The organism is Paractinoplanes durhamensis, from assembly GCF_016862175.1.
Taxonomy (GTDB): domain Bacteria; phylum Actinomycetota; class Actinomycetes; order Mycobacteriales; family Micromonosporaceae; genus Actinoplanes; species Actinoplanes durhamensis.
The window spans coordinates 255882-281309 of record NZ_BOML01000057.1; the positions used below are offsets into that span (position 1 = coordinate 255882).

15 protein-coding genes are annotated in these 25428 nt (G+C 70.3%); 9 read left to right on the plus strand and 6 right to left on the minus strand.

What is annotated here, in order from left to right:
* Positions 1-78: 78 nt before the first annotated feature.
* A complete protein-coding gene (locus Adu01nite_RS35340; RefSeq protein ID WP_239132932.1) occupies positions 79-1062 on the minus strand; it encodes a LuxR C-terminal-related transcriptional regulator in 984 nt (327 codons plus the stop codon).
* A 209-nt stretch (positions 1063-1271) separates the two neighbouring features.
* Between Adu01nite_RS35340 and Adu01nite_RS35345 the strand changes: the two genes are divergently transcribed.
* The gene (locus tag Adu01nite_RS35345; protein WP_203733635.1) at positions 1272-4106 is read left to right on the plus strand and encodes a M4 family metallopeptidase; all 2835 of its coding nucleotides are present in this window, start codon (positions 1272-1274) and stop codon (positions 4104-4106) included.
* A 29-nt stretch (positions 4107-4135) separates the two neighbouring features.
* Here Adu01nite_RS35345 and Adu01nite_RS35350 read toward each other — a convergent pair whose 3' ends face one another.
* Together Adu01nite_RS35350 and Adu01nite_RS35355 are read right to left on the minus strand one after the other, a co-directional pair.
* Entirely contained in the window at positions 4136-5554 is a 1419-nt protein-coding gene (locus tag Adu01nite_RS35350) for a GGDEF domain-containing protein (RefSeq protein ID WP_203733636.1), read from the minus strand.
* Positions 5555-5563: 9 nt separating this feature from the next.
* Positions 5564-6742 (minus strand): FIST signal transduction protein, encoded by a 1179-nt coding sequence (locus tag Adu01nite_RS35355; RefSeq protein WP_203733637.1) that lies wholly within the window; start codon positions 6740-6742, stop codon positions 5564-5566.
* A 198-nt stretch (positions 6743-6940) separates the two neighbouring features.
* On the opposite strand from Adu01nite_RS35355, the gene Adu01nite_RS35360 reads away from it, so the two are divergent.
* The 5 genes from Adu01nite_RS35360 to Adu01nite_RS35380 are packed head-to-tail and all read left to right on the plus strand — an operon-like array spanning position 6941 to position 12724.
* Positions 6941-8617 carry an ABC transporter substrate-binding protein gene (locus tag Adu01nite_RS35360; RefSeq protein WP_239132933.1) on the plus strand — a complete coding sequence of 559 codons (1677 nt, stop codon included), beginning with the start codon at positions 6941-6943 and terminating at the stop codon, positions 8615-8617.
* A gap of 59 nt (positions 8618-8676) precedes the next feature.
* Positions 8677-9684: an ABC transporter permease gene (locus Adu01nite_RS35365; protein ID WP_203733638.1), complete on the plus strand. Its 1008-nt coding sequence runs from the start codon at positions 8677-8679 to the stop codon at positions 9682-9684.
* Positions 9685-9689: 5 nt separating this feature from the next.
* Positions 9690-10631 carry an ABC transporter permease gene (locus Adu01nite_RS35370; protein WP_203733667.1) on the plus strand — a complete coding sequence of 314 codons (942 nt, stop codon included), beginning with the start codon at positions 9690-9692 and terminating at the stop codon, positions 10629-10631.
* A gap of 6 nt (positions 10632-10637) precedes the next feature.
* Positions 10638-11621, plus strand: coding sequence for an ABC transporter ATP-binding protein (locus Adu01nite_RS35375; RefSeq protein ID WP_203733639.1), 984 nt, complete (start codon positions 10638-10640; stop codon positions 11619-11621).
* Positions 11618-12724: an ABC transporter ATP-binding protein gene (locus Adu01nite_RS35380; protein ID WP_203733640.1), complete on the plus strand. Its 1107-nt coding sequence runs from the start codon at positions 11618-11620 to the stop codon at positions 12722-12724. Before Adu01nite_RS35375 ends, Adu01nite_RS35380 begins: the two co-directional genes overlap by 4 nt.
* A 5-nt stretch (positions 12725-12729) precedes the next feature.
* Here Adu01nite_RS35380 and Adu01nite_RS35385 read toward each other — a convergent pair whose 3' ends face one another.
* Complete coding sequence (locus Adu01nite_RS35385) at positions 12730-13251, minus strand: RDD family protein (protein ID WP_203733641.1); 522 nt, start codon at positions 13249-13251, stop codon at positions 12730-12732.
* A gap of 246 nt (positions 13252-13497) precedes the next feature.
* Between Adu01nite_RS35385 and Adu01nite_RS35390 the strand changes: the two genes are divergently transcribed.
* The 3 genes from Adu01nite_RS35390 to Adu01nite_RS35395 all read left to right on the plus strand — a co-directional run bounded on the left by Adu01nite_RS35390 (position 13498) and on the right by Adu01nite_RS35395 (position 22742).
* Complete coding sequence (locus tag Adu01nite_RS35390; protein ID WP_203733642.1) at positions 13498-16419, plus strand: helix-turn-helix transcriptional regulator; 2922 nt, start codon at positions 13498-13500, stop codon at positions 16417-16419.
* 81 nt (positions 16420-16500) lie between these two features.
* Positions 16501-16623 (plus strand): hypothetical protein, encoded by a 123-nt coding sequence (locus Adu01nite_RS48625; RefSeq protein WP_275414741.1) that lies wholly within the window; start codon positions 16501-16503, stop codon positions 16621-16623.
* 14 nt (positions 16624-16637) lie between these two features.
* On the plus strand, positions 16638-22742 hold the full coding sequence (locus tag Adu01nite_RS35395) for a S8 family serine peptidase (protein WP_203733643.1): 6105 nt from the start codon (positions 16638-16640) through the stop codon (positions 22740-22742).
* A 261-nt stretch (positions 22743-23003) separates the two neighbouring features.
* On the opposite strand, the gene Adu01nite_RS35400 is transcribed toward Adu01nite_RS35395, so the two are convergent.
* Both Adu01nite_RS35400 and Adu01nite_RS35405 read right to left on the minus strand, forming a co-directional pair.
* Positions 23004-23444, minus strand: coding sequence for a GGDEF domain-containing protein (locus Adu01nite_RS35400; protein WP_203733644.1), 441 nt, complete (start codon positions 23442-23444; stop codon positions 23004-23006).
* Positions 23429-25428: HelD family protein (locus tag Adu01nite_RS35405; protein WP_203733645.1), on the minus strand; the 2000-nt coding region annotated here is incomplete at its 5' end. The genes Adu01nite_RS35405 and Adu01nite_RS35400, both read right to left, overlap by 16 nt.

Consider the following 25428-nt stretch of genomic DNA (forward strand, 5'->3'; position numbering starts at 1 on the left):
TACCTCCGAGAAAGTTGAGTATGCGCGGCTCAACCACGGCGGCCCCGGGCATCTTCCGGTGTTCACTGCCAGCGAAAATCATGGGGACGCCTCGGCCTGGTCACTCAGCCACCCCTGCTTCGCCGCCAGGACGGCGATCTGGAAGCGGGTCCGGGCACCGAGCACGGCACCCGCGTCGGTGATGTGCTGCTGAACCGTACGGCGGCTCAGGTTGAGGATTCGAGCGATCGTCTCGTCCTTCATCCCGACCGCCATCATCCGCAGGATCTCCCGTGTCCGCAGGTCGCGCCCCGAGGCCGGCAGGCCGTGCCGCCTCGTCAGCGACAGCGGCTCGGCGCGCTCCCACACGCTCTCGAACAGTGCGGCGAGCGCCGTCACCAGTGCGGGCGAGTGCACCACCAGTGAGCCCGACGCCGGGCGGTCCGCCCAGATCGGCAGCAGGGCGGCCGCCCGATCGAAGATCACCAGCTTCACCGGGATCTGCGACGTCAGGCGCAGCTTTCCGCCCTGACCCGTCCCGCGCAGAGCTGTCCGAAGGGACACCGCGTCGGTGAAGCCGTCCGTCTCGTACACCGACCGCATCTGCACGCCGGGCGGCACGCCGACCACCCCCGTGGACGCACCTGTCACGTACGGCGGCTTCGCCAGATGCAGCACCTCGGACGAGCTTCCCATCAGCAACTGGTGATAGCGGGCCGGCACCTCGTCCTGGCTCTTCAGCACCTCCACCATGTCCGTGGCACGCGGCCCGGACACCGCTTCGTGTGCTTCGGAGAGCCGCTCCACGAGATCCTCGACGCGGGCCAGCTCGGCCCGCCGCCGGGCCAGCAGGGCGCCGAGCGACGGTCGCGGTGGCGCGGCCGTCCATCGTGGTGCCGCGCCGCCGATCTGCGACGCCAGTGCCGAGTCAGCAAGGTGCCGCAGCGCCCGCTCCGCCTCGGCAGGTGACACCCCGACCGCGGACGCCGCCTCGTCGCGGTCCGCCGATCGCACCGCCACCAGGTACTCCAACACCCGGCCGGCCAGCGGATCAAGACCGGTTGCCGACCACGGTATTTCCATCTGGTCCATTCGTTTCCATGCCCCCCGGAACCCGATCCTGCTCGGGCCGGCTCCCACTCCGATGAATCGGGGATTACGAATAGGTAAGACGGTCCGACGTGGACTGCTGCTCATGTGTGCAAGTGCGCAAGGTCGTCCTTGTGGCGATAGTCGGCACCGGGGTGAGGTGGGCGAACCGGTCCTGTTCACAACCCCTGCGGGAGCATCAATTGCGTAGAGCCACGGCACTACCCACGCTCGCCATGCTGGCGGCGGCTGCCATCCTGGGAACCACCGCCCATGCCGCGAACGCGGCGCCCCCGTCGCCGACCGGCACGGACACTCCGGCACTCGTGGACGATGTGGCCGACCCGGTCGACGCCACGGTCGCACCGGACAAGGCCGCGAAGGCTCACCTCGCGGGCCACAAGGACCGCTACAAGATCGGCGATCCGGCCGGCACGCTCACCACGGCGAGCGTCGAGACGGAGGGCGAGCGGGAGACGGTCCGGCTCGACCAGCGATACAAGGGTCTGCCCGTGTTCGGCGCCCAATACGTGGTGCGTACCGAGAAGGCAGCCGGCAAACGTACGGTGACCGGGACGTCGGGCAGCTACTTCACGAACCTGGACGTCGACACGACCGTCACCCCGATCCCCACGGCGGTCGCGGTGTCCCGCGCGGTCGAGGAGGTGCGCAGGAGCCTGCACCCCGGAACAGCGGTGGTGGCCTCCGCCGCCGCCGCCGACCTCGCCGGCACCGACCAGGGGCTCCTGGTCATGCCGACCGGCACCGGTGTGCTGGCGCGGCAGGTGCTCGTCCAGGGCACCGACGTCGTCACGGGTCAGCCCGTGCTCCGCGACGTGTACGTGGGTGCGACGAACGGGGTGCCGCTCCTCAGCGTCAGCCGGATCAAGTCCCTGATCGCCGGCCGGCCGGCCACCGCCGCCGCGCCGCAGGCCGCGGCAAAGCCGCTCGCCGCGGGCACCGGGACGGCACCGGTCGTCGGCCAGGGCACCACCCTGCACGGCGCCACCGTGTCGCTCCCCCTCGCCCGGTCCGACGCCGGCTCCTACCTCCTGCAGGATCAGACCCACAAGATCACCACCTGGGATGCGCGGGGCCGCGACTACTACGAGCTGATGGGCGGCGCGTGGCCGGAGGGTCTGGCGCCGTTCGCCTCTCCGTCGACCACGCTCGGCGCCGACCTCACCGACGCCGGTGCGGTGGACGCCGCCTGGGATGCCGGCAAGGTGTTCGAGTGGTACCAGGCGAAGCTCGGGCGCAACAGCCTGGACGACAACGGCATGCCGATCGACTCGATCGTGGGGATCACCTACGGCGGCTACCCCTGGGTGAACGCGTACTGGGACGGCACCCGCATGGTCTACGGTAGCGGCGACGACGAGTATCTGCCGCTGTCCGCGGACCCGGACGTCGTGGGCCACGAGATGACGCACGGCGTGGTGGAGCACACCGCCAACCTGGTCTACGCCGGACAGTCGGGCGCGCTCAACGAGGCGCTCGCCGACTACTTCGGCAACGCCATCGACGTCGACGCGTCCGGCACGTCGATGTCCGACCCGCAGGCGAGCCTTCTCGGCGGCGACCTCTGCCGCACGCTGGCGCCCGCCGACTGCGCCCTGCGCGACCTCGACGACGGCGCCACCACGGCGGACTTCCAGCACCTCATCGACACACCGTCGATGGACGACGGCGGCGTACACCTCAACTCGACGATCGTGTCCGGCGCACTCTGGGACCTGCGCCAGAAGCTCGGCAAGAAGACCGCCGACACCATCGTCTACCGCGCCCTGACCGATTACCTGACGCCCCTGTCCGACTTCGTCGACGCGCGCGACGCGGTGCTCGCCTCCGCGAAGTCGTTCCGCCTGAGCAAGGACACCCTCAAGGTGGTGCAGACGGCGTTCGACGCACGCGGGATCACCGCGAAGTGGAAGGCGACCCTGTACGGCAAGGGCACCCAGGTCCTGATCGACCGGCTCAACACCGGCATGTACGCCGACATGAAGGCGAGCACGGCGCTCGGCTGGTTCGCCGTGCCGCGGACGGACGCGAACCGCACCGAGCCGACCTCGATCTGGGTGGGCCGCACCAGCGGCAAGGGCACGCCGTACCGGATCTCCCCGGACGACGGCAGCATCAACAGCTTCCCGCACACCGACGGCAAACGGGTCGTGTGGTTGTCGATCGCGCTGGACCCCGCATCGCCGACGGGGGAAACCAACCGCATCCTGTCGGCGCCGATCGGCGGCGGCCGGGTCAAGGAGCTCTACCGCTCCCCGGACCGCATCGACGGCCTCGGCTCCGACGGTGACCTCGTCGCGTGGAGCCAGCACGACGCGACGCAGGGGTATCTCGACGTCGTGCGCTACCTGCAAGGCAGCTCGCCGACCGTGCACACCCTCGCCCACCCCGACTGGTTCGGGCCCGCGACGGCGCCGAGCGTCAAGGGCGGGAAGATCTCCTACGTACGCTACGAGATCTTCCCGCAGCCCGACACCAACGGCGTCTACTGGTCGCTGGGCGTCGAGGTCCACGACGTCGCGACCGGGCGGACGACCTACGCCGGCGGCGATGTCGGCGCCGAGCGGATGAGCTATCCCGACCTGTCCGGCACGGCGGTCGCCTGGATGACCGACCGCGACTACGGCACGATCATCGACGGCGAGTGGAGCCAGGGGGCATACCACGACTCCGTGCGGCTCTTCGACTTCGCCACCCGTACCAGTCATCTGCTGTTCGAGGAGAACTCGCCGCAGGCGATCCGGGCCGACACTGTCGCGCTGTCCGACACCACCCTCACCGTCACCGAGGAGGCGCCGGTGAAGGCGTGGATGGAGAGCGGTGGCTACCCGGACAACTCGCTCAACCCGAAACTCCAGCAGTACACGTTCCAGGGGACGTTCATCGGCCCGGCGTCGTGCAGCCCGGGCGCACAGATGTTCGCCACCGCCGGGGTAGGACGCGAGGTGGTCTTCATGGACTCCTCGGCGTCCGGCTTCGGCCTGGCGTACGCGACGGGAGCCAAGTCCTGTAAATAACGGCCGCCGGCGCGCTGGGACCGACGGTCTCAGCGCGCCGGATGAAAGGTGTGCATCGTTTCATCGAATTCGCGGTAGGAGCCGGGCAGCGTCTTCTTGGCGCGGTACATGGCGAGGTCGGCCTCCTCGATCAGTTCCTCGACGCTGTGGCCGACGCGGTTATAGGAGATGCCGACGCTGGCGCGGGTGGTGACGAGGCGGCCGGCGATCTCGAACGGCCGGGCGATCTCGCCGATCACCCGCTGGGCGATGTCCTGCGCCTGGGCCACTCCGGTCAGCGGCTCCACCAGTACCGCGAACTCGTCCCCGCCCAGCCGGGCGGCCATGTCCGAGCTCCGCAGCGCGGCCGACAGGCGGTCGGCGACGCCGCGCAGCAGCTCGTCCCCCGCGGTGTGCCCCAGCGTGTCGTTGACCTGCTTGAACAGGTCGAGATCGAGGTACAGCAATGCGGCGGTCGCCGGATCGGGGCAGGTCGCCAGGGTGCGCTGGACCTGCTGCCGGAACAGGGACCGGTTCGGCAGCCCGGTGAGCGGGTCGTGCTGCGCGGCGTGCACCGCGGCCAGGGCCGAGGCGCCGGTCAGCGCGAGGCTGGCCTGCTCGCCGAACGCGGCCAGCACGTCCCGCCATTCGGATCGTCGGCCGGTGTCGTCCCGGCCGGCGATGACGAACCCGCCGGCCACGTTGTCCCCGATATGCACGGGGACGGCCGCCAGCGGGCCGTCGGTCACCGGATCGTTCGCCGCCATGGCCAGCCGGGCCGCACCGACCAGGACGTCGGGCCCGGACGGGTGACCGCTGAGGGACGCGACCGTCAGCCGGTCGGCGTCGCCCGGCTCGCGAAGGACAAGCGCCGTGGTGACGTCGTCCAGCAGCATCTGGGCGCCGTCGGTGATCGAGCCGAGGATCTGACCGAGCGGGGTCTGCTGGTTGGCCGCCCGCTGGATACGCAGCAGCGTCTCCAGCAACCGTTCGCGCCACTCGAGCGCCTGGAGCAGCGCGAGCCGGGCCTCGGCCTCCTGTTCCCGCTCGCGGCGCAGCCGCCGCTCGTTCTCGAGCGTGCGCAGGCCCCGCAGGGCGAGGCCGAGCACCCGGGCCATGCCCTGGAGCATCTGCCGTTCCTCCGCGGTGAACGGCTCGTCGGCCCGCGCGAGGATCAGCTGACCGTCACTGTCCCGGTCCACCGGGTGCATGGTGAGATACATCGGCCCGACACCGGGGAAGGTCGTGGTGTCGACCGTCGCCCGCAAACCGGTGAACAGGGCTGGGTCGGGGTTGCGGCCCAGGCCGACCGACGCGGGGACATCGCCGTCCCCGACCACGGCGGCCACTTCGGCCTCGGTCGATTCGCTCGCCCGCTGCACGGCGATGCGGGCGGCGCTGGCGACGTCGCCGGCCCGCGTGATGGCGCTGAAGAACTCGGTGAGTTGAAGGAGGGACCAGCCTGCCATCGGCGCTTTTCAGCTCACCGCGAGGGCGACCACGGTCAGGTGATGCATGCCCTTCGCGCCGGGACTACGGGCGATCTCGCCGTTGGAGAAGAAGCCACCGTACGGGATCGGCTTGAGCGCGTCGCCGAGCCGCCCACCGGCGAGGTCGGTGCCGTCCGGCCCGAGCGCCAGCAGCCGCACGCAGCAGTCGAAGACCAGCACACCGAGCGGGTCCGCGTCGCCGACGGCGGCGACGGCCGCGGATCCGGCGGTGGCCGCGGCGTTGCAGAGCGCCTCCGGGTCGGACTCCATGAACCAGACCAGGCCACCCTCGGGAGTGTCGGCCAGCCCGGAGATGGACCGCTCATCCGGGTCGGCCGCGAAGATGATCCGGATGTCCTCGCCGGTGCGGCGGGCCAGACCGAGCGGCCGGACCGCCGCGAACTGCAGGAACGCGGCCGGGTCGGCGACGGTCTCGGGCGGGCAACCGGTGTGCCGGGCGTACACGTCCAGCGCCGGTTCGCCGTCGAGCTCGTAGATCTTCCCGCCCTCGCTGCGGGTCACCGACATCGGCTCGCCGCTGCGGTGCCAGCCGTGCGCCACCCCGATGCCGAGCGGCGATGCCGAGCCCAGCGCGGCGCCGAGAACCGCGTTCGGCAGCACCTGCACGTCCGTCCCGGAGCTGAAGAAATGCCAGGTGCCGGTCTGTGTCATGTCGTCACCGGCGCAGCCGCCGATCAGCGGGACCTGCGCGCCGGCCACCGAGTAGGCGCCCCGCACCATCTCCTGCTGGTCGGTGCTGCGCCCGTCGCCGAGCAGCAGCACCGCGCGGTGTTCGGCGTCGATGTCGTCGAGGCATCCGGCGGCGGTCGCGCCGGCCGCGTAAAGGTCCATGCTCTCGTACGGCACGGCCCGCACCGACGCGGTGAACCCGGGCCCGCCGAGCGCATTGACCACCACGCCGGCGATCCGCCCATCGGGGGTGTATTCGCCCGACGTCGAGCAGCCGATCATGAGCACGTCGCCGCCGGCCGCCGCGTGCACGGCCGCGGCCATCTCCGGCGTCGCATGCGACGGCGAGGCGAAAACGATCAGAAGGCTCGCCGGCCGCCCCTCGAGCGCCGCGTGGCAGGCCTGCGCTCCGGCCCGCGCCGGATCGGGAAGCACGCTGCTCCCCACGCCGAACCACCGATCGTGACGCTCGTACATCACCACTCCCTTGCGCCTCGCCGGTCCGCTCAAAGGGAGCATCGGCAAGCTGCCCGCAAAACTGAGCCGTGTCGGGCGACAAATGACACGATCCGATACCGAAGTCCGGGACCAACCGTCGAATGTGGATAGTGTCGCGCCTGTGGTGACCGTGTCACCACCGCGTTTGTCCGTACCCAAAAAGACGGGGTGAACACGATGCGTGCACCAGAAATGCAGGCAATCAGGCGCCGGGCGGTCATCGCCGCCGGAGTCGTCGCGGCGCTGTCGATCGGCGTGGCCGGCTGCGCCAAGAGCGACCGCGACAGCGGCACCGAGGTCAAGTCCACCGGCGGCACCTTCATCTTCGCGGGGGCCGGCGACCCGAAGAACTTCGATCCGATCTTCAACGACGACGGCGAGTCGTTCCGGCCGATCCGACAGCTGTACGACACCCTCGTCACCCACAAGCCGGGCACCGCCGACCTGACCGGCGGCCTGGCCGAGAGCTGGGAAAACGACCCGACCGGCAAGGTCTGGACGTTCAAGCTGCGCCAGGGCGTCAAGTTCCACGACGGCACCGCGCTGGATGCCACCGCGGTCTGCGCGAACTTCGACCGCTGGTACAACATGAAGGGCGAGGCCGCCCAGTCCCAGATGATCTACTACACCGACATCTTCGGTGGATTCGCCGGCAGCCCGGACGCCCTCTACGACAACTGCAAAGCCTCGGACGCCGCGACCGCGGTCCTGACGCTGAAGAAATACAAGGGTGCCTTCCCGGGTGCGTTCGCGCTCACCGCGTTCTCCATCGCCAGCCCGGCCGCCTTGAAGCAGTACGACGCCGACACCGTGACGCAGAACGGCGACTCGTTCGCGTACAGCTCGTTCGCGAACGAGCACCCGACCGGCACCGGCGCGTTCACCTTCGGCGGCTGGAACAAAGCCACCGGTGAGATCACCCTGAACCGGAACCCCGACTACTGGGGCGACAAGGCCAAGGTCGACAAGATGATCATCAAGGTCATCAAGGATGAGAACACCCGGAAGCAGGAACTCCGCGCCGGCACCGTGCAGGCGATCGACTTCCCGGCGCCGGCCGACCGCAAGGCGCTCGCGAGCGAGGGCTACAAGGTGCTCGACCGGCCCGCCTTCAACATCCTCTACCTGGGCATCAACCAGAAGAACAACCCCAAGCTCAAAGACTTGCGGGTACGCCAGGCAATCGCGTACGCGCTGAACCGCGCCCAGCTCGTGCAGACCAAGGGCCCGGGCGGATCCGCGGTCGCTGACGAGTTCCTGCCCAACACGGTCCTCGGCTACGCCACCGACGTGCAGAAGTACGCCTACGACGTGGCCAAGGCCAAGCAGCTGCTGGCCGACGCGGGCGCGACCGGTCTGACGCTCAACTTCTACTACCCGACCGAGGTGTCCCGGCCGTACATGCCGAACCCGCAGGAGATCTTCACCGTGCTGGCGAACGACCTGCAGGCGGCCGGCATCAAGGTCAACGGTGTCCCGCGGCCGTGGAACGGCGGCTTCAAGGACGACGTGCAGCAGTTCGGCAAGCAGGACCTGCACATTCTCGGCTGGACCGGCGACTACAACGACCCGGGCAACTTCGTCGGCACGTTCTTCGGCCGCGGCAAGGTCGAGTTCGGCGACCAGGCGATGACCGAGATGTTCGACGCCATCGGCAAGGCCGACGCGACCGTCGACCAGAGCGCCAAGAAGGCCGCGTTCGAGCAGGTCAACCGGGACCTCGCCACCAAATGGCTGCCGGCCGTGCCGATCTGGCACGCCCCGCCGGCCGTGGTCACCACGAAGAACGTCGCCGGCCTGGTGCCGAGCCCGTTGACGGCCGAGCAGTTCAACACGGTCTCGCTCACCAAATAGGTCCGAAGACGGCCCGGACCGAGAGGTCCGGGCCGTCCGGCTGAACGAAGGACCGCCAAATGGTGAGAGTGATCTCGCGCCGGCTGATCCAGCTGGTCGCCACGGTGCTCGCCCTGATGACCCTGGTCTTCTTCTGGTTGCGCAGCCTGCCCGGCGGACCGGTCGACGCCCTGCTCGGCGAGCGCGCCACCCCGCAGACCCGCGAGCTGCTGACCCGGGCCCTCGGCTACGACCAGCCGATCTGGGTCCAGTACGGCCGCTTCCTCAAGAATGTGGTGACCGGCAACTTCGGCAACTCCATCCGCACCGGCGAACCGGTGACGGCGGTGATCGGCCGCGCCTTCCCGGCCACCGTCGAACTCGCCGTCGCCGCGATCATCATCGCGATCGGGCTGGGCATCCCGCTCGGCTACCTCGCGGCCCGGCACCGCGGGCGGCTGCTCGACAACGCGACCATCATCGTGACCCTGATCGGCATCTCGATCCCGATCTTCTTCCTGGGTTACCTGCTCAAGGACTGGCTGACCCAGGGCATCCACGTGTTCCCGCCGTCCGGCCGGATCAGCACCGGCCTGGACAACACCGACGTGACCGGCCTCTTCGTGCTGGACGGGCTGCTGACCCGGGAGTTCGACGCCTCCGCCGACGCTCTCTGGCATCTGGTGCTGCCCGCGTTCACCCTGGCGACGATCCCGCTCGCGATCATCATCCGGATCACCCGGGCCAGCGTGCTGGACGTCCTGGACGAGGACTACATCCGCACCGCCGACGCCAAGGGCCTGCGCAACGCCACCATCCGCAAGCGGCACGTGTTACGCAACGCCCTGCTCCCGGTGGTCACCACCATCGGCCTGCAGACCGGTGCGCTGCTGGCCGGCGCGGTGCTGACCGAGAAGGTTTACAACTGGGGCGGCCTCGGCACCCTGATCACCGACTCGATCAGCGGCGGCCGCGACTACCCGGTCCTGCAGGCGCTGATCCTGCTCGCCGCTGTCGTCTTCATCGTGGTCAACCTGGTGGTCGACCTGTCGTACGCGATCATCGACCCGAGGGTGCGTGTGCAGTGAGCGGAATTGAGGCGCTCGCCGACCACAAGCGCCGGCGGATCGAGGAGCTGATCGCCCGCACGGCCGACGCGGGCGGGGTCAGCCTCGTCCGCGACGCCGGGCGCCGGTTGCTGCGCAACCCCACGGCGATCGTCGGCGGCACCATCATCGTGCTGTTCCTCATCGTGGCGATCTTCGCGCCGCTGGTGGCGCCGCACGACCCGGTGCAGCGATTTCCCGAGCTGATCAAGGATCTGACCGTCGACACCATCCCGGGCGCCACCGCCGGGCATCCCCTGGGCAGTGACCCGCTGGGCCGGGACTTCGCCTCCCGGATGATCTTCGGCGCCCGGCAGACGCTGTTCGTCGGCGTTCTCGCCACCCTCATCGGCCTGCTGCTGGGGGTGCTGCTCGGGGCGGTCGCCGGCGCCGTCGGCGGCTGGATCGACGTGCTGATCATGCGGTTCACCGACGTCATGCTGGCGCTGCCCAGCCTGTTGCTGGCCATCACCCTGGTGGCGCTGGCCAGCCGGTCGACCCAATGGACGGTGATCATCGCGGTCGCGGTGGTGAACGTGCCGATCTTCGCCCGGTTGCTGCGCGGGTCGATGCTGGCGCAACGCGGAAGTGATCATGTGCTGGCCGCCCGCGCGCTGGGCGTCAAGCCGCGCAACATCGTGCTGCGGCACATGCTGCCGAACTCGCTCACCGCGGTCATCGTGCAGGCCACGCTCACGTTCGCGGTGGCGATCCTGGACGCGGCCGCGCTGTCGTTCCTCGGCCTCGGCGACCCCGACATCAACCGGGCCGAGTGGGGCCTGATGCTGGGCGTGGACGGCGTGCGGTACTTCGAGGTCCGTCCGGAGCTGGCCTATTTCCCGGCGCTGGCGATCATCGTCGTCGCCCTCGGCTTCACCCTGCTGGGCGAAGCCATCCGCGAAGCGCTCGACCCGAAGAACCGGCGGTGACAAGGCATGCCCCTGCTCGACGTACGTGATCTGTCGGTCGTCTTCCAGCGCAAGGGTGCCGAGCCGGTCCGCGCGGCGGACGGTGTCAGCTTCACCGTGGAACCCGGCCAGACGGTGGGCCTGGTCGGCGAGTCCGGCTGCGGCAAGTCGGTGACCAGCCTGGCGATCATGGGGCTGCTCCCCCGCCGCGGCAATCGCGTCACCGGCGAGGTCCTCTTCGACGACACCGACCTCTTGACCCTACGGCCGTCGGATCTGCGGGACCGCCGCGGCCGCGACATCGGCATGATCTTCCAGGATCCGCTGTCGTCGCTGAACCCGGTGATCCCGCTCGGCGTCCAGGTCGCCGAGGTCCTCGAACGGCACCGGGGCCGCAGCCGGCAGGCGGCCCTGCGCGAGGCTCGCGGACTGCTCGACGCGGTCGGCATCCCGGATCCGGCGCGGCGGCTCAAGGAATTCCCGCACCAGCTCTCCGGCGGCATGCGGCAACGGGCGCTGATCGCGATCGCGCTGGCCTGCAAGCCGCGGCTGCTGATCGCCGACGAGCCGACGACGGCGCTGGACGTGACCATCCAGGCGCAGATCCTCACGCTGCTCAAGGAGTTGGTCGACGATTCCGGCACGGCGCTGGTGATGATCACCCACGATCTGGGGGTGGTGGCCGGGCTCTGCGACACGGTCAACGTGATGTACGCCGGCAAGGTGGTCGAGCGGGCCGGGCGTCACCAGTTGTTCGGCGAGCCGCGACACCCGTACACGGAAGGCCTTTTGCAGTCTGTTCCTCGCCTTGATGTTGATCGTGGCGGGCGCCTGCATCAGATCCGCGGCTCCGTCACCGACAACATTCCCTGGTCGGCGGGCTGCGCCTTCGCGCCGCGCTGCGACCGGGTGATCGACGACTGCATCGGCGACACGGTGCCCCTCGAACCTACGTTTCGTGGTGGCGCGCTGCGATGCACCAACCCCGTCCCCACGGAGGTGCCGGCATGAGTGAGACCCTCGTCCGGATCGACGATCTCAAGGTCCATTTCCCGATCAAGAGCGGACTTCTTTTCGACCGTACGCTCGGCTACGTCTACGCCGTCGACGGTGTCTCGCTGGAGATCCGGCGGGGCGAGACGTACGGGCTGGTCGGCGAGTCCGGCTGTGGCAAGTCGACGCTGGGCCGCGGCCTGCTGCGCCTGGTCGAGCCGACCAGCGGCGAGATCACGTTCGACGGCGTGGACGTCCGGTCGCTCAAGGGCGAACAGTTGCGGCTGTTCCGCCGCCGGATGCAGATGGTGTTCCAGGACCCGATGTCCAGCCTGGACCCGCGACAATCGGTGGATTCCCTGCTGGTCGAGGGCCTGAAGGCGCACGACCGGCACCGCGACAAGGCCGGCGTGCGGGCACGGCTGCGGTCGACCCTGGATTCGGTGGGGCTGCCCGCGTCCGCGCTGAGCAAGTATCCGCACGAGTTCTCCGGCGGTCAGCGGCAGCGCATCGGCATCGCCCGCGCCCTCGTGCTCGGCCCCGAGTTGATCGTGGCCGACGAACCGGTGTCGGCCCTGGACGTGTCCATCCAGGCGCAGGTGATCAATCTGCTCGGCGACCTGCAGGAGTCGCTGGGCCTGACCTACCTGGTCATCGCGCACGACCTCGCCGTGGTCCGGCACATCTCCGACACCATCGGGGTGATGTATCTCGGTTCGCTGGTCGAGGAGGCACAGGGCGATCAGCTGTACGAGCGCCCACTGCACCCGTACACCCGGGCCCTGCTCTCCGCCGTGCCCATCCCCGACCCGCGGGTGGAGGACCGCCGCGAGCGCATCCTGCTGGCCGGCGACCTGCCGTCCCCGGCGAACCCGCCCAGCGGCTGCCGTTTCCGCACCCGCTGCCCATGGTCCCAGCCCCGCTGCACGGCCGAGCGCCCGGAACTGCGAATCTTCGACGACTCCGGCCAGCGGGTGGCCTGTCACTTCACCGCCGAGATCCTGACCGGAGAGCTGCGGCCGCACGAGGTCCGGGCCGAACTCGTCCACCCGGACGAGGGCCGGACGCCGGAGGTGGGCAGCGAGCTGATCGTGACCCGAACGGACCTGCCCACCCCCTGAAGCGATCAGCCGATCTTGAGAACCTGGGTGCCACCGGCGAATTTGTCGAACCAGTGCTGGCGCTGCGGGTCGCTGTTGATGCCGACGGCGATCAGGATCACCGCCGCCAGACTGGCCAGCCCACCGATCAGGCCGCCGACGATCGGAATGACACCGGCGATGCCGAACCCCATGTAGATGTTGCGGCGGATCGCCTGCTCCATCGTCGGGTTGCTGACGTGGTCGGGACCGACCGTCTTGAGCTTCATCACCTGCTTGCCGATCGTCTGGCCCCGGTTGGACTCGAAGTAGGCGAAGTAGCCGAGGTACAGCGCCGCGGTCAGCACCGCCGAGATGAACCCGGTGAGGAACCAGGAGTTCGAGATGATGCCGAGGAAGACGTTGATGATCACGCCCACGACGCCGACGATGACGCCGTCGATGAACCGCGCCACGAACCGGTCAAGCAACTCGCCGGGCCGGACCGCCGGCGAGGAGTAGGGCGACGGTTCGCCGGGCGGCCCCGGGAAGGGTCCAGGATTGCTCATATGTGGGGTCCTGATTCATAGATGAGGAATGGTGAGGACACCCTGCCAGAAGCGGAAGTGGTTCGGAACTGCCTTGACGCGCAGGATCTGTAGCCGCGCGCCGTCAGCAGCGCGGGTCCCGACCGGATTACCGACCTTCGCACGGATTTCCGCTTCGACGCGGTGACACCGACGCCGGCCGAGCGAGACTCTGCGTTCCTGATCACACTGCTTGTGCCCCTGCGCCGAAAGGCGAGAACATCACGCATGCTCGATCCCTCGGCCGAGGACGACGCGACCGCACCGACCGTTTCCACGCCGCGTTTCGTCGGTCGCGATCGAGAGATGGCGGCGTTGCGGGGCGCCCTGGCCCGGCCGCCGGCGATCGTGCTGGTGGAGGGCGAGGCGGGGATCGGTAAGAGCCGGCTGCTACGCGAGTGGCTGGCCGCGCCCGACCGGCGCACCGCCCTGGTGTCGGTGTGCCCACCGCTTCGTGAGTCGCTGACGCTGGGGCCGATCGTCGACGCTTTCCTCGGCATCGAGCGCCCGGTGGAGGGCTCGCGGCTCACCGAGCTCGCAGGCGCGTTACGGCCCCTGTTCCCGGAATGGTCCTCGGTCCTGCCGCCCGCATTGCCACCCCTGGACGATGCGAAGGCGGCCCGGCATCGCCTGTTCCGGGCCCTGGACGAGTTGCTGCGGGCGCTGCGGGTCGACGTTCTCGTGCTCGAGGACGCGCACTGGGCCGACGAGGTAACCCTGGAGTTCCTGCTGTTCGTCATCGCCCGGCAGCAGTCGGACGGGCTCAGCCTGGTGATCTCCTATCGGCCGGAGGAGGTGGACGACGGGTCCCTGTTGCTGCGGCTGACGTCCCGGTTGCCGGCCGGCGTGACCCAGTTGCGGATCGCCCTGGCGCCCATGCGACCCGGCGACACGGCGGCGCTGGTGTCCTCGATGCTGGACGGCAACCCGATCTCGCCGGAGTTCACGGCGTTCATGCACGACCGGACCGGCGGCGTTCCGCTGGCCGTGGAGGAGTCGGTCCGCCTCATGTCCGACCGTGCCGACCTCGTCTTCCGCGATGGACAGTGGGTCCGGCTGAAACTGCGCGAACTGCGGGTTCCGCCGACGGTGCGCGACTCGACCCGGGAGCGGGTGAGCCGTCTGTCGCCGGCGACGCAGCAGGTGTTGCGCGCGGCGGCCACCCTGGCCGAGCGTTCCTCCCTGACGACGATCGCGATGACCGCCGACCTGTCGCCGGCCGCGTGCCGGGGCGCCATCGCGGAGGCGGCCGGCGCCGGTGTGCTGGACGGCGACGACCACGACCGGTGGCGGTTCCGGCATGTGCTGGCCGCCACCGCTGTCTACGAAGCGATCCCGTTGACCGACCGCAGACACTTCCACCTGCTGGCCGGCCGGGCCCTGGAACGCCTCCATCCCCCACCCGTGGCGCGCCTCGCCCACCACTTCCGCGAGGCCGGCGAAACGCTTTCCTGGGCCCGGTACGCCGAACAGGGCGCCGAACTGGCGATGGCCTCGGGTGACCACACCAAGGCGGTCGACCTGCTGGTCGATCTGCTGTCGTGGGCCGTCCTGCCGCCGGCGGACCGGGCGCGGGTCGCGCGCATCGCCGGAGTCGCCGCACTGGGCCGTCGTGAACCGGTCGACGCGGTCTACCACCGCGTGATCCGCACCCTGCGCTCGGTGCTGGAGACTCCCGGCCTCTCCGCCCGCCAGCAGGCCGAGATCCGCAACCCCCTGGGCCGACTGTTGATCACCGGGGGCGAGGCGCAGGCCGCACTCAGCGAGCTGGAACAGGCGGTGGCCAACCTCGACCACGACCCGGTCGAGGCGGCCCGGGCGATGACCTACCTCGGCTGGGCGTACGCGGGACCGTGGCCGGCCTCGACCCATCGGCGCTGGCTGGATCGCGCCGCGGAGCTGACCGACCGGATCGACTCCCCCGCGCAGCGGCTGAACCTGGCCGGGAACCGGGCCGCGGCGCTGCTCATGCTGGGCGAGGAGGAGGCCTGGGACGTCGTCGCCGGCCTGCCCGTCGACGGCACGACGGCGGCGGAGCGTCTCGACGTGGCCCGCATCCACGTCAATGTCGGCACCGGGGCGCTGATCTGGGGCCGGTACGCCGACGCCGAGGAACACCTCGCCGTGGCCCGGCGCCTCGCCGAGGCCGAGCAGGCGTCCCGGTTGCAGCACAACGTCCGGCTCGAACAGGCCAACCTGGCGTGGAACACCGGCCGGTGGGACGGTCTCGCGGAGACGAGCGCGGCCCTCGCCGACGCCGACCGGGACCGGCCGGCACATTACCTCGGCAGCATTCGCCTCCTCGCCCGGCTGGCGGCCGCAGCCGGCCGGCGGCGCGCCGCGGAGGAGCAGTTCCGGCAGGTCCTGGAGGAGTCGGCCCGGCTCGGTGCGGTCGACGACACGATGGAGGCGGCCGCCGCGCTGTCCCGGCTGTGGCTGGCGGACGGCAACAGCCGCCGGGCGCTGCGGATCACCGACGAGCCGATGGAGACAGTCCGGCGAAAGGGCATCTGGATCTGGGCGACGGACCTGGTTCCGGCCCGGGTCGAGGCGCTCCTCGCGGCCGGCGACCCAGCGGCCGCGAAACGCCTGGTCGACCAGTTCGCCCGCGGATTGCGCGGCCGCACGGCACCCGCGCCCCGGGCCGCGCTCGCCGGCTGCCGGGCCCTGCTGCTCACCGCGGGTGAAAAGGCGGCGGCCTTCGACCGGGCAGCGCGCGCCTGGAGCGCGTTGCCGCGCCCCTACGACGCCATGCGCGCCCGCGAACGCCAGGCCGAGGCGCTCATCGCGCACGGCCGGACAGAAGCGGGCCGCGAACTGCTGGCGGCACAGTACGAGCAGCTGTTCCGGCTGGGCGCCCGCGGCGACGCGGACCGGGTCGCCCAGCGGCTTCGCGAGCACGGCGCCGAGGTCCCGCGATTGTGGCGCGGCGGCCGGCGCGGGTACGGGGACCAGCTCTCCCCGCGCGAGCTCGACGTGGTCCAGCTGGTCGTCGCCGGCAAGACGAACCGGGAGATCAGCCGGATCCTGGCCAAGTCGCCGGCCACGGTGGATCAGCAGCTGCGCGCGGCGATGCGCAAGTTGAAGGTGAACTCCCGGACCGCGCTCGCGGTCAAGGCGGTCGAGGCCGGCGTATTCGCCGAGTCGTGATGTTTGACGTATCCGCCTAATAGCTAACGTCCCTCGTTCCGCCCGAGCATGACTCCATGATTCATAGCCCGTGGCCGATGCATGCCTGAGGACGACTCCGCCACCGAGGACCCGCCACCTCTGGACCTGTCGCCGGAGCCGCACGACAGCGCCGACGACGACTCCGACGACCACGAGAGCCACGACCCCTACCAACCCCTGTAGGCGGAAGGCACCCCATGAGACTCAAAGCCCTCGCGGCATCGCTGGCCGTAGCGGTCGGCCTGAGCATCTTCCAGTCACTGCCGGCGTCCGCGGCCGAGCCGGATCCCGGCCCGGCCGGCAAGATCGCGCCGACCCTGACCGACCGTTTCCGTACGCAGCCGTCGTCCGACTTCTGGATCACTTTCGAGACCGGGGCCGACCTCGCGCCGGCCAAGAAGATCGCCGACTGGGCCGCGCGTGGCCGGTTCGTCTACGACGCGCTGACCACGGCGGCGAAGACCTCCGCGGCATCGGTCTCCGCCGAACTCGACCGGGCCGGCGTCAAGTACACCTCCTACCCGATCGCCAACGCCGTACTCGTCAAGAACGGCACCGAAAAGCTCGCGCTCGACGTGGCGGCGCGGGTGCAGGTCGCCGAGATCCACGCGACGCCGCAGGTCGCTCTGGTCGACCCGGTGGACGAGAAGCTTCCCGCGGCCGCAAGAGCCGAGGCCGACACCGTCACCTGGGGCCTGGAGTCCATCCACGCCCCGCAGGCGTGGGCCATGGGCGCCACCGGCGCCGGCATCACCGTGTCCAACCTCGACTCGGGCGTGCAGTTCGACCACCCCGCCCTGCTGCACCAGTACCGGGGCACGAAGCCCGACGGCACCGTCGACCACAACTACAACTGGATGGCCACCCGGGGCTCGTGCGCGACCGCGCCGTGCGACGACAACGGCCACGGCACCCACACCATGGGCACCATGGTCGGCAGCGACGGCACCGACCATGTCGGCGTCGCACCGGACGCGCAGTGGATCGCGACGAACGGCTGCTGCGACAGCACCGGCGTCGAGTCGCTGCTGCGGTCCGGCTGGTGGCTGCTCGCACCCACCGACCTGCAGGGGAACAACCCCGATCCGGCCAAGCGCCCCCAGGTCATCAACAACTCGTGGGGCCAGAACGTCGAACACGACTTCGACGACTTCTTCCGGGCCGTCGACGAGGCCTGGACCGCCGCGGGCATCTTCAGCACCTGGTCGTCGGGGAACACCTCGCCGTACGCGGCCTGCGACTCCGTCTCCTCACCCGGCGCCGCCGCGAGCGCCTACTCCGTCGGCGCCCTGTCGCCGGACGGCACGCTCGCGTCGTTCTCCCGCAAGGGCGAGGGCGAAGGCGGCCGGATCAAGCCCGAGATCTCCGCCCCGGGTGACGCCGTCCGCTCGTCCTATCCGAACAACAGCTATACCGAGATGTCCGGCACGTCGATGGCGGCACCGCACGTCGCCGGCGCCGTCGCCGCGCTCTGGAGCTACGACCCGACCCTGATCGGGCAGGTCGACGAGACCCGCCGGCTGCTCGGCGAGTCGGCCGTCGACGTCGACGACACCGAGTGCGGTGGCACCGCCGAGATCAACAACATGTACGGCGAGGGCCGGCTCGACCTGGTCCGCCTGCTGGAGCTCGCGCCCCGCAAGGGCGGCACCCTCACCGGCGTCGTCACCGCCGGCGGGGCTCCGGTCCCGGCCACCGACGTGACGATCAGCGGACCGTTCAGCCGGTCGATCGGCACCGACGCCGACGGCCGGTTCACCACGAACCTCCCGGCCGGCGACTACCAGCTCAGCACCAAGGTCTTCGGCTACCTGACCGCGACCGCCAAGGTCACGATCACCCTCGGCGAGAACACCTCGGTCACGCTGCCGCTCACCGCGGCCGCGAAGCACGACATCAGCGGCCGGGTGGTCGACGACAAGAAGCGGCCGGTCCCGAACGCCGACATCACCATCAAGGACACCCCGCTCAAGCCGGTACGCACCGATGCCGGCGGCGCGTTCACGATCACCGCCGTCCCCGAGGGCGCGTACCAGCTGGCCGTCAAGCCCAACGCCTGCTTCTCGCCCAGCACGGTCCCGCTGACCGTCGGCGCGCAGAACGAGCCGTCCGAGATCCCGGTCGGGCTCGTCGTCGACGAGGGCGGCTACCGCTGTGCCGTCACCGAGGGCGAGTACCTGCGCGGCACCGATCCGGTCACCTTCACCAGCGGTGTCTGGGCCACGGTGCAGCTGCCGTTCCCGATCGCGCTCTACAACGGCAGCCACGACACCCTCGGCATCGGGCTGCGCGGCGTCATCGCGCCGGACGGCAGCACCGGACCCGGGTACGGCGGTGCGGGCATCTTCCCGCTCTACGTCGAAACCCCGGTCGAGTTCGCCCCCGGCGGCGGGGTCTTCACGGCGGCCACCAAGGTCAACGGTGAGGACGCGTTCGTCGTCGAGTACCGCAACGCCAAGATCTGGTCCTGGCCGACCCGGGCGGAATACACCGAGCCGGTCAACTTCTCGGCCACGCTCACCCGCTCGGGCACCATGATCTTCGGGTACGGCGACGGCGTCGGCACCGACGACCCGATCACCGGCGGCGCGAACGCCGTCACCGGCATCCAGGGCTGGGCCGGCGTCGACGGCATCCGGTTCTCCGACCACGCCCCGATGCTGCACGACGGCATGATCGTCACCTACGACATGCCGGACTTCGGGTACCTGGACGCGACCGTCGCCGACCAGAACGACAAGCTGCCGGTCGCCGGCGCGAAGGTCTCCTTCAGCACCAAGGACGGGCTGGTCGAGACCGTCACCACCAACGGGACCGGCATCGTGCACCGCCAGCTTCCGGTCGGCGACTACACCATGACGGTCGAGGCGCCGAACTACACGACCGCGGCGTACCCCTTCGCGCTGAAGCAGCTCTACGCGAAGGCCACCATCGACGCACGCCTGACCACGGGTGCGGCCGGGCTGAAGGCCGACGGCCTCGACGCCCTGCTGGGCACCGACCAGAACGGCGTGGGCTCGCTCACGCTCACCAACAACGGATCCGCCCCCCTCACGTACGACCTGGGCGAGGCCGCGCGGCACCCCGAGCTCGACGCCGCCGGCACCACCGCGCGCACCGGCACGGGTGCGGCCAGCACGATCGACCTGGCCGCGTGGAAGGCCGGCGCCAACGGCATGAAACCGTCGAACGTCGCCACCTCGAGCATTGCGGCAGCGCAGGCGGCGACCAAGGTCGGCGCGACCGCCGGCGGCGACGTCATCACCCGGATCCCCATCCCCGGCACGATCGCGGAGAAGGAACCCTCCGGCATCGGGTACGACGGCGACGTCTGGGTGCACGACTACAACGCGCGGACCAACACCGCGTACACCGTGACGGGTAAGAAGACCGGAAAGGTCTTCGACGCGTCGTGGAACCCCGCGTACCGGGCGTTCGACATGGCCCTGGACACCAGAACCGGTGACATGTGCCAGATGGAGGACAGTCCCGCCAGCTACATCCACTGCTTCAACCGGGAGACCGGCAAGGAGACGAGGCAGATCAAGGGTGACTGGTCCACGCTGCAGCTGACCGGTCTCGCCTACAACCCGGCCCAGGACGTCTTCTACGTCGGCGGCCGCGCGAACGGCATGATCGGCACCGTCGCCGGCACGTCGCACGACAACCCGGGCAAGCTCCTGTCCTTCTGCGCCCCACCGCTGCCCGAGGTGATGGGCCTGGCCTACAACCAGGCGTCGGACACGATCTGGTACACCGACCTCACCTACAACCGGCCCACCCGCCTGCTGCAGGTCGACCCCGGCGACTGCTCGCTGGTGAACGCGTGGTGGTTCCCGGGCCAGAAGGCGGGCCAGGGCGGCGGCCTGGAGACCGACGCCACCGGGGCGCTGTGGGCGGCCGACCAGCTCGCCGACGACGTCGTGCTCGTCGACGTCGAGGACGACCTGCTCACCGACCTGCCGTGGCTGTCGCTCTCCTCGACCGGCGGCACCCTGGCCCCCGGTCAGTCGACGACCGTCCAGGTCGCCATTTCTTCGAAGGGCGCCGAGCCCGGAGTCCAGGGCGCGAACATCGTGGTCCGGTCCGACTCCGGACGTCAGTCCAAGAGCTACGTCCCGGTGACGCTGACGACCACGAAGTACCAGGTAGGCGTGAACGCCGGCGGCGCGAAGCTGACCGACGGCTCCGGCTACACCTGGTCGGCCGACCAGGCCGCCGGCAAGAAGTCCTGGGGCTACGAGGGCAAGACAAAGATCAACTTCACCAAGACCCCGATTGCCGGTACGACGGACGACGCCCTGTTCCAGTCCCAGCGCACCACCGAGGACAAGCAGCTGTTCTACCGCTTCCCGGACGCGCCCAAGGGCACCTACGCGATCGACTTCGGGTTCGCCGAGATCGACAGGACGGCCAGGGGCAAGCGGGTGTTCGACGTGCTCGTGGACGGAGCACTGACGGACTACGCGTACGACCCGACCGCGGCGGTGGGACCGAACACCGCCGACTGGCGCAGGGCCGTCGTGCAGCACGAGGGCGGTCCGCTGACCGTGGAGCTGCGCGGCTCGAAGGGCTTGAAGCCGCCGAGCATCGCCGCGCTGCGGGTGACCCTCGACCCGCGCGCCGACAAAGCGGAGCCGGCGGACCAGCCCGAGGAGCCGGCCCCGGGTCCCGTGCCGGTAGCCCCCGCCGGCCGCTCGTACACGATGACGGTGACTGACGGGCTCTACCGCCAGGGCACGGTGGAATCCGGCTGGCACGGCGACGACCTCTGCGGCCCGCTGTGGTTCGACGCCGACTACCTCCAGCCGTTCTACGACACCGCCTGGGACGGCGTGTGCGTGACGACGAACGGCACGCTGACCTTCGACCGCGCCAACACGTCCGGGAACAACACGGCGCTGCCGTCCCCGTACCCCATCGACGCGATCTACCCGTTCTGGGACGACCTGGTCGTCGACGACGAGGCAGGCATCTACTTCGGCACGACCGAGGTGGACGGGTCGGCGGCGCAGGTCGTCGAATGGCGCAACGTCACCTTCTACAGCGACCGGACGGCCCGCGTCAGCTTCTCGGTCACGCTGATCGCCGACGGCCGGATCCAGATCGGCTACGGCGACGGCGTCGGCGGCGACAACCCCCTCACCCAGGGATCGTCGGCGACGGTCGGTGTGGAGAGCCTGAACCGCAACGCCGCGGCCCAGTACTCCGTCAACCAGCCGGCCTTGAAGACCGGCCTGGGCCTGGAGTACAGCCTCCCGGCCGCGGGCACGATCGAGGGCACGGTAACCGACAAGAACGACGGCAAGCCGATCGCGGGCGCGATCGTCACGCTCAAGGGTTCTGCGGCCGATCGGGTCATCACGACCGACGCGAAGGGCCGGTGGAAGGCCCAGGCGCTGCTCGGCGAGAACACCGTGCAGGTCGAGGCGCCCAACTACATCACCGCAAGCCACCCGGTGACCATCACCAAGAAGGACCAGGCCGAGGTACGGGACACCGCGCTGACCACGGGAGTCGCCACCGTCACCGGAGCCGACCTCGACTGGCTGCTGGACAAGGCCCAGAAGGCGACGGCTGACGTGACCGTGACCAACAGCGGCTCCGCCCCGCTCGAGGTGCGAATCAGCGAGGCCACCGACCTTCCATGGCTGACCCTCACCGGCACGGCGGCAACCGGCACGGTCACGCTCGCGGCCGGCACATCCACCACGGTCACGGTGACGGCCGACAACGCCGGCATCAAGCCCGGCGTGCTCGCCGGCGAACTGCTCGTGGCGTCGACCGCCGGCAAGGGCGAAACCCAGCTCAAACCGGTCCGCCTGGCGACGTCGGCGTACTGGAAGGGCGTCGACGCCGGCGGACGCGGGTACCTCGACTGGTCACCTGACCAGGCGCTCAGCTCCCGCACCACCTGGGGCTATATCGGCGGCAAGGCGACTACCACCCGTTCCGACATCGCCGGCACCGACGACGACGCGCTGTTCCGCACCCAGCGAACCGGCGAGACGTTCAGCTACGTGTTCAAGAACGCCCCGGCCGGCACCTATCGGATCGGCCTGGACTTCGCGGAACTCGAAAAGGTCAAGCCCGGCAAGCGCGCCTTCGACGTGCTGGCCAACGGCAAGATCGCCCTGTACGACCACGACGTGCAGGCAAACGTGGGCGCGCTGACCGCAGACCGGAACACGGTCACCGTCAAACACACCGGCGGCGACCTGACGATCCTGTTCACCCGGGAGAAGGGCGAGGCCGACCCGATCCTCAACGCCCTGAAGGTCCAGGAGGACCCACGCCTCTGAGCCGGCCCCCGACACGGTCGGAGTCTCCCCGGACAGTTCGCCGGGGAGACTCCGACCGCACAGCGAGCAGCATGGCCCGTGATGCACAGCCCACCACCCATCGTCACCGGACGGCTGCGACTGCACTCACGACGAGGTGCGCACATCCACGAAGTCGCGGCGCTGCAACAACGCGTGGAACTACCTTGGGCTGGTAGTGCACGACGATCTGGTCGTCCGTCTCCAGGGCACGGCGCAGGTCGCCGAGCAGCGCGAGCCGGTTCAGGGCATGCCGGTCAACGGCCGGGTCGTAGGTCCGGATGCCGTCGTGGTGCGCCTTGGCCAGGTGCATGGCGGCGTCCGCGTGCCGCAGCAGCGCGTCGCCGCCGGTCTCGCCGGCGGCGGCGCAGGCCACCCCGATGCGGCGCCGTCGATCTCGAACGTGCGGTGCAGCTCGGCAAGCAGCAGCTCGGCCGCCGCCTCGGCGGTGACCTGGTCGGCGCCGGGCAGCAGCACCGCGAAGTCGTCGCCGCCCAGCCGGGCGACGGTGGCATCGGCCGGGGCGGTCGCGGAGAGCCGCTCGGCGACCTGCCGCAGCAGCAGGTCACCCTGTTGGTAGCCGAGTTGGTCGTTGACCTCCTTGAACCGTTCCAGGTCGACGGCCAGCACCGCGGCCGGCTGGCCGGAGCGCGACGCGGACTGCAGGTTCAGGCGCAGCAGCACTGCGTAGCGATCTGCAGGCGGCCGAGTTCCTGGGTGCATCGGGTGAGCGCGATGTAGAGCCCGTTCCAGCCGCGCGGCTCGGCCGTGATGCCGTCGGGATCCACGACCAGGGTCGCGTCCCATTCCAGGCCCTTGGCCTGGGTGGCGGTGAGTACCGGCACGTCGTTCAGGACAGCCGCAAGTTCTTCGGCGTACGCCGCGGAGGCGACCACGCCCACCGTCCCACCCACCCACCGCTGCCGCAGGCTCTCGACCGTCGCGGCCGCCGTGTCGAGCAGTTCCGCCGGCGTCACGGTGAGCTCCCACGGGGTGATGCCGGCGGAACGCACGGCCCTCGGCGGGGCGTTGAGGCTGCCGGCTTTGGCCAGGACCGGCCCGGTGAGCTCGATGACCTCGCGGGGCGTGCGGTAGCAGATGGTCAGCTCCGCCGCGGTCCAGCGCTCCCCCAGCGTCGCCCGCACCGCCTGCGCCCAGCTGGTGTGCCGATGTGACGCCTCGGTCTGGTCGATGTCGCCGACCGCGGTGATGGAACGGGCCGGGCACCGCCGCAGCACCATGTGCCACTGCATGTCGGACAGCTCCTGCGCCTCGTCGATCACGACATGCCCGTACACCCAGCCTCGCTCCCGCCGGGCACGCTCCGCGACACTCACACCGGGCGGCGCGGCCACCGGCCGGTCGCCGAGCAGGTCCGCGATCGCGTCGAGCAACGGGATGTCACTCGACGCCCACGGCAGCGCGGCGGTGGCGGAGACCAGCGTGACCTCCTCCGCGGACAGCTCCGGCGCGAACCGGCTCAGCAGGGCCCGGTCGCCGAGCAGGCGCCTGAGCATCGCGTCCGGATCCCGGGTCGGCCACCACGTCTCGACGAACCGCGCGATGGTGGTGCTGCCGGCGATGCGCTCACGCAGCTCCTCGATCTCCTCGTCCGACATCAGCCCGTCGACGTCGCTGCCGGTGGCCGTCGATCGCGGCTCGGCCCGCCGGTCGAACCGGGCGAGAATGTCCTCGAAGCCCTCCTCCATCTGCTGCAGCAACGCCTCGCGCTGTTCGGCGACGGCGTCGGCCAGCAATTGGTGCAGGTGCTCGGCGAAGGCCCGGCGAGCACGGTGGTAGGAACGGCCGGCCGTCGCCGAGGCCAGCGCGTCCGCAACGGCTTGCGCGTCGATGACGTACGCCTCGCCCTCCCACCGCAGGCTCAGGTCGCGCGCCGGCGGCAGAAGCGCCCGCACGTACGCCTCCAGCGCGGGCTGCCACAGCGCGCGCCCCTTGATCTCCGAGATCCGCCGGTCCTCGGCACGCTGGACGGTGACCCCGGGAACCAGGGTGTCGCAGGTGGCGGACACGACCGCCGTCTCGCCGAGCGCGGGCAGCACCTGGGCGATGTAGTCGAGGAAGCGGGGCGAGGGCCCGAGCACCAGCACCGCCTGCTCCGCCATCTGCTGATGGGTGAACAGCAGGTACGCCACCCGGTGCAACGCCACTACCGTCTTGCCCGTACCTGGGCCGCCCTGAACGATCAGCGGCCCGGTCGCATCGGCACGGATGATGTCGTCCTGCTCGCGCTGCAGCGTCGAGATCGCCGTCGCCATACGTCCGGTGCGCCGCTGGTCCAATGCCGACAGAAGGGCACCTTCGCCGACGAGGTCGGACGCCGCCGTCCCGTCCAGCGGCTCGTCGTCAACGCCGGTCACCACCACGCCGCTGGTGCGCACGTGCCGGCGCCGGGCCTGTCCTTGCGGGTCGATCACCGTCGCGGTGTAGAAGGGCCGCGCGGCCGGGGCACGCCAGTCCACCACCAGCGGGTCGGCCTGCACATCCTCGTCCCGCAGCCCGACCCGGCCGATGCGCCGTACCGTGCCGTCGAGGCCGTCGAGGCGCCCGAAGACAAGCCCGCTGCCCGTCTGCCGGATCTCTTCGTACTGTCGCTGGAGCATCCGCCGGCGGGCGAGATCCTCCGTGTCCGCGGCGGCCTGCTCGACCC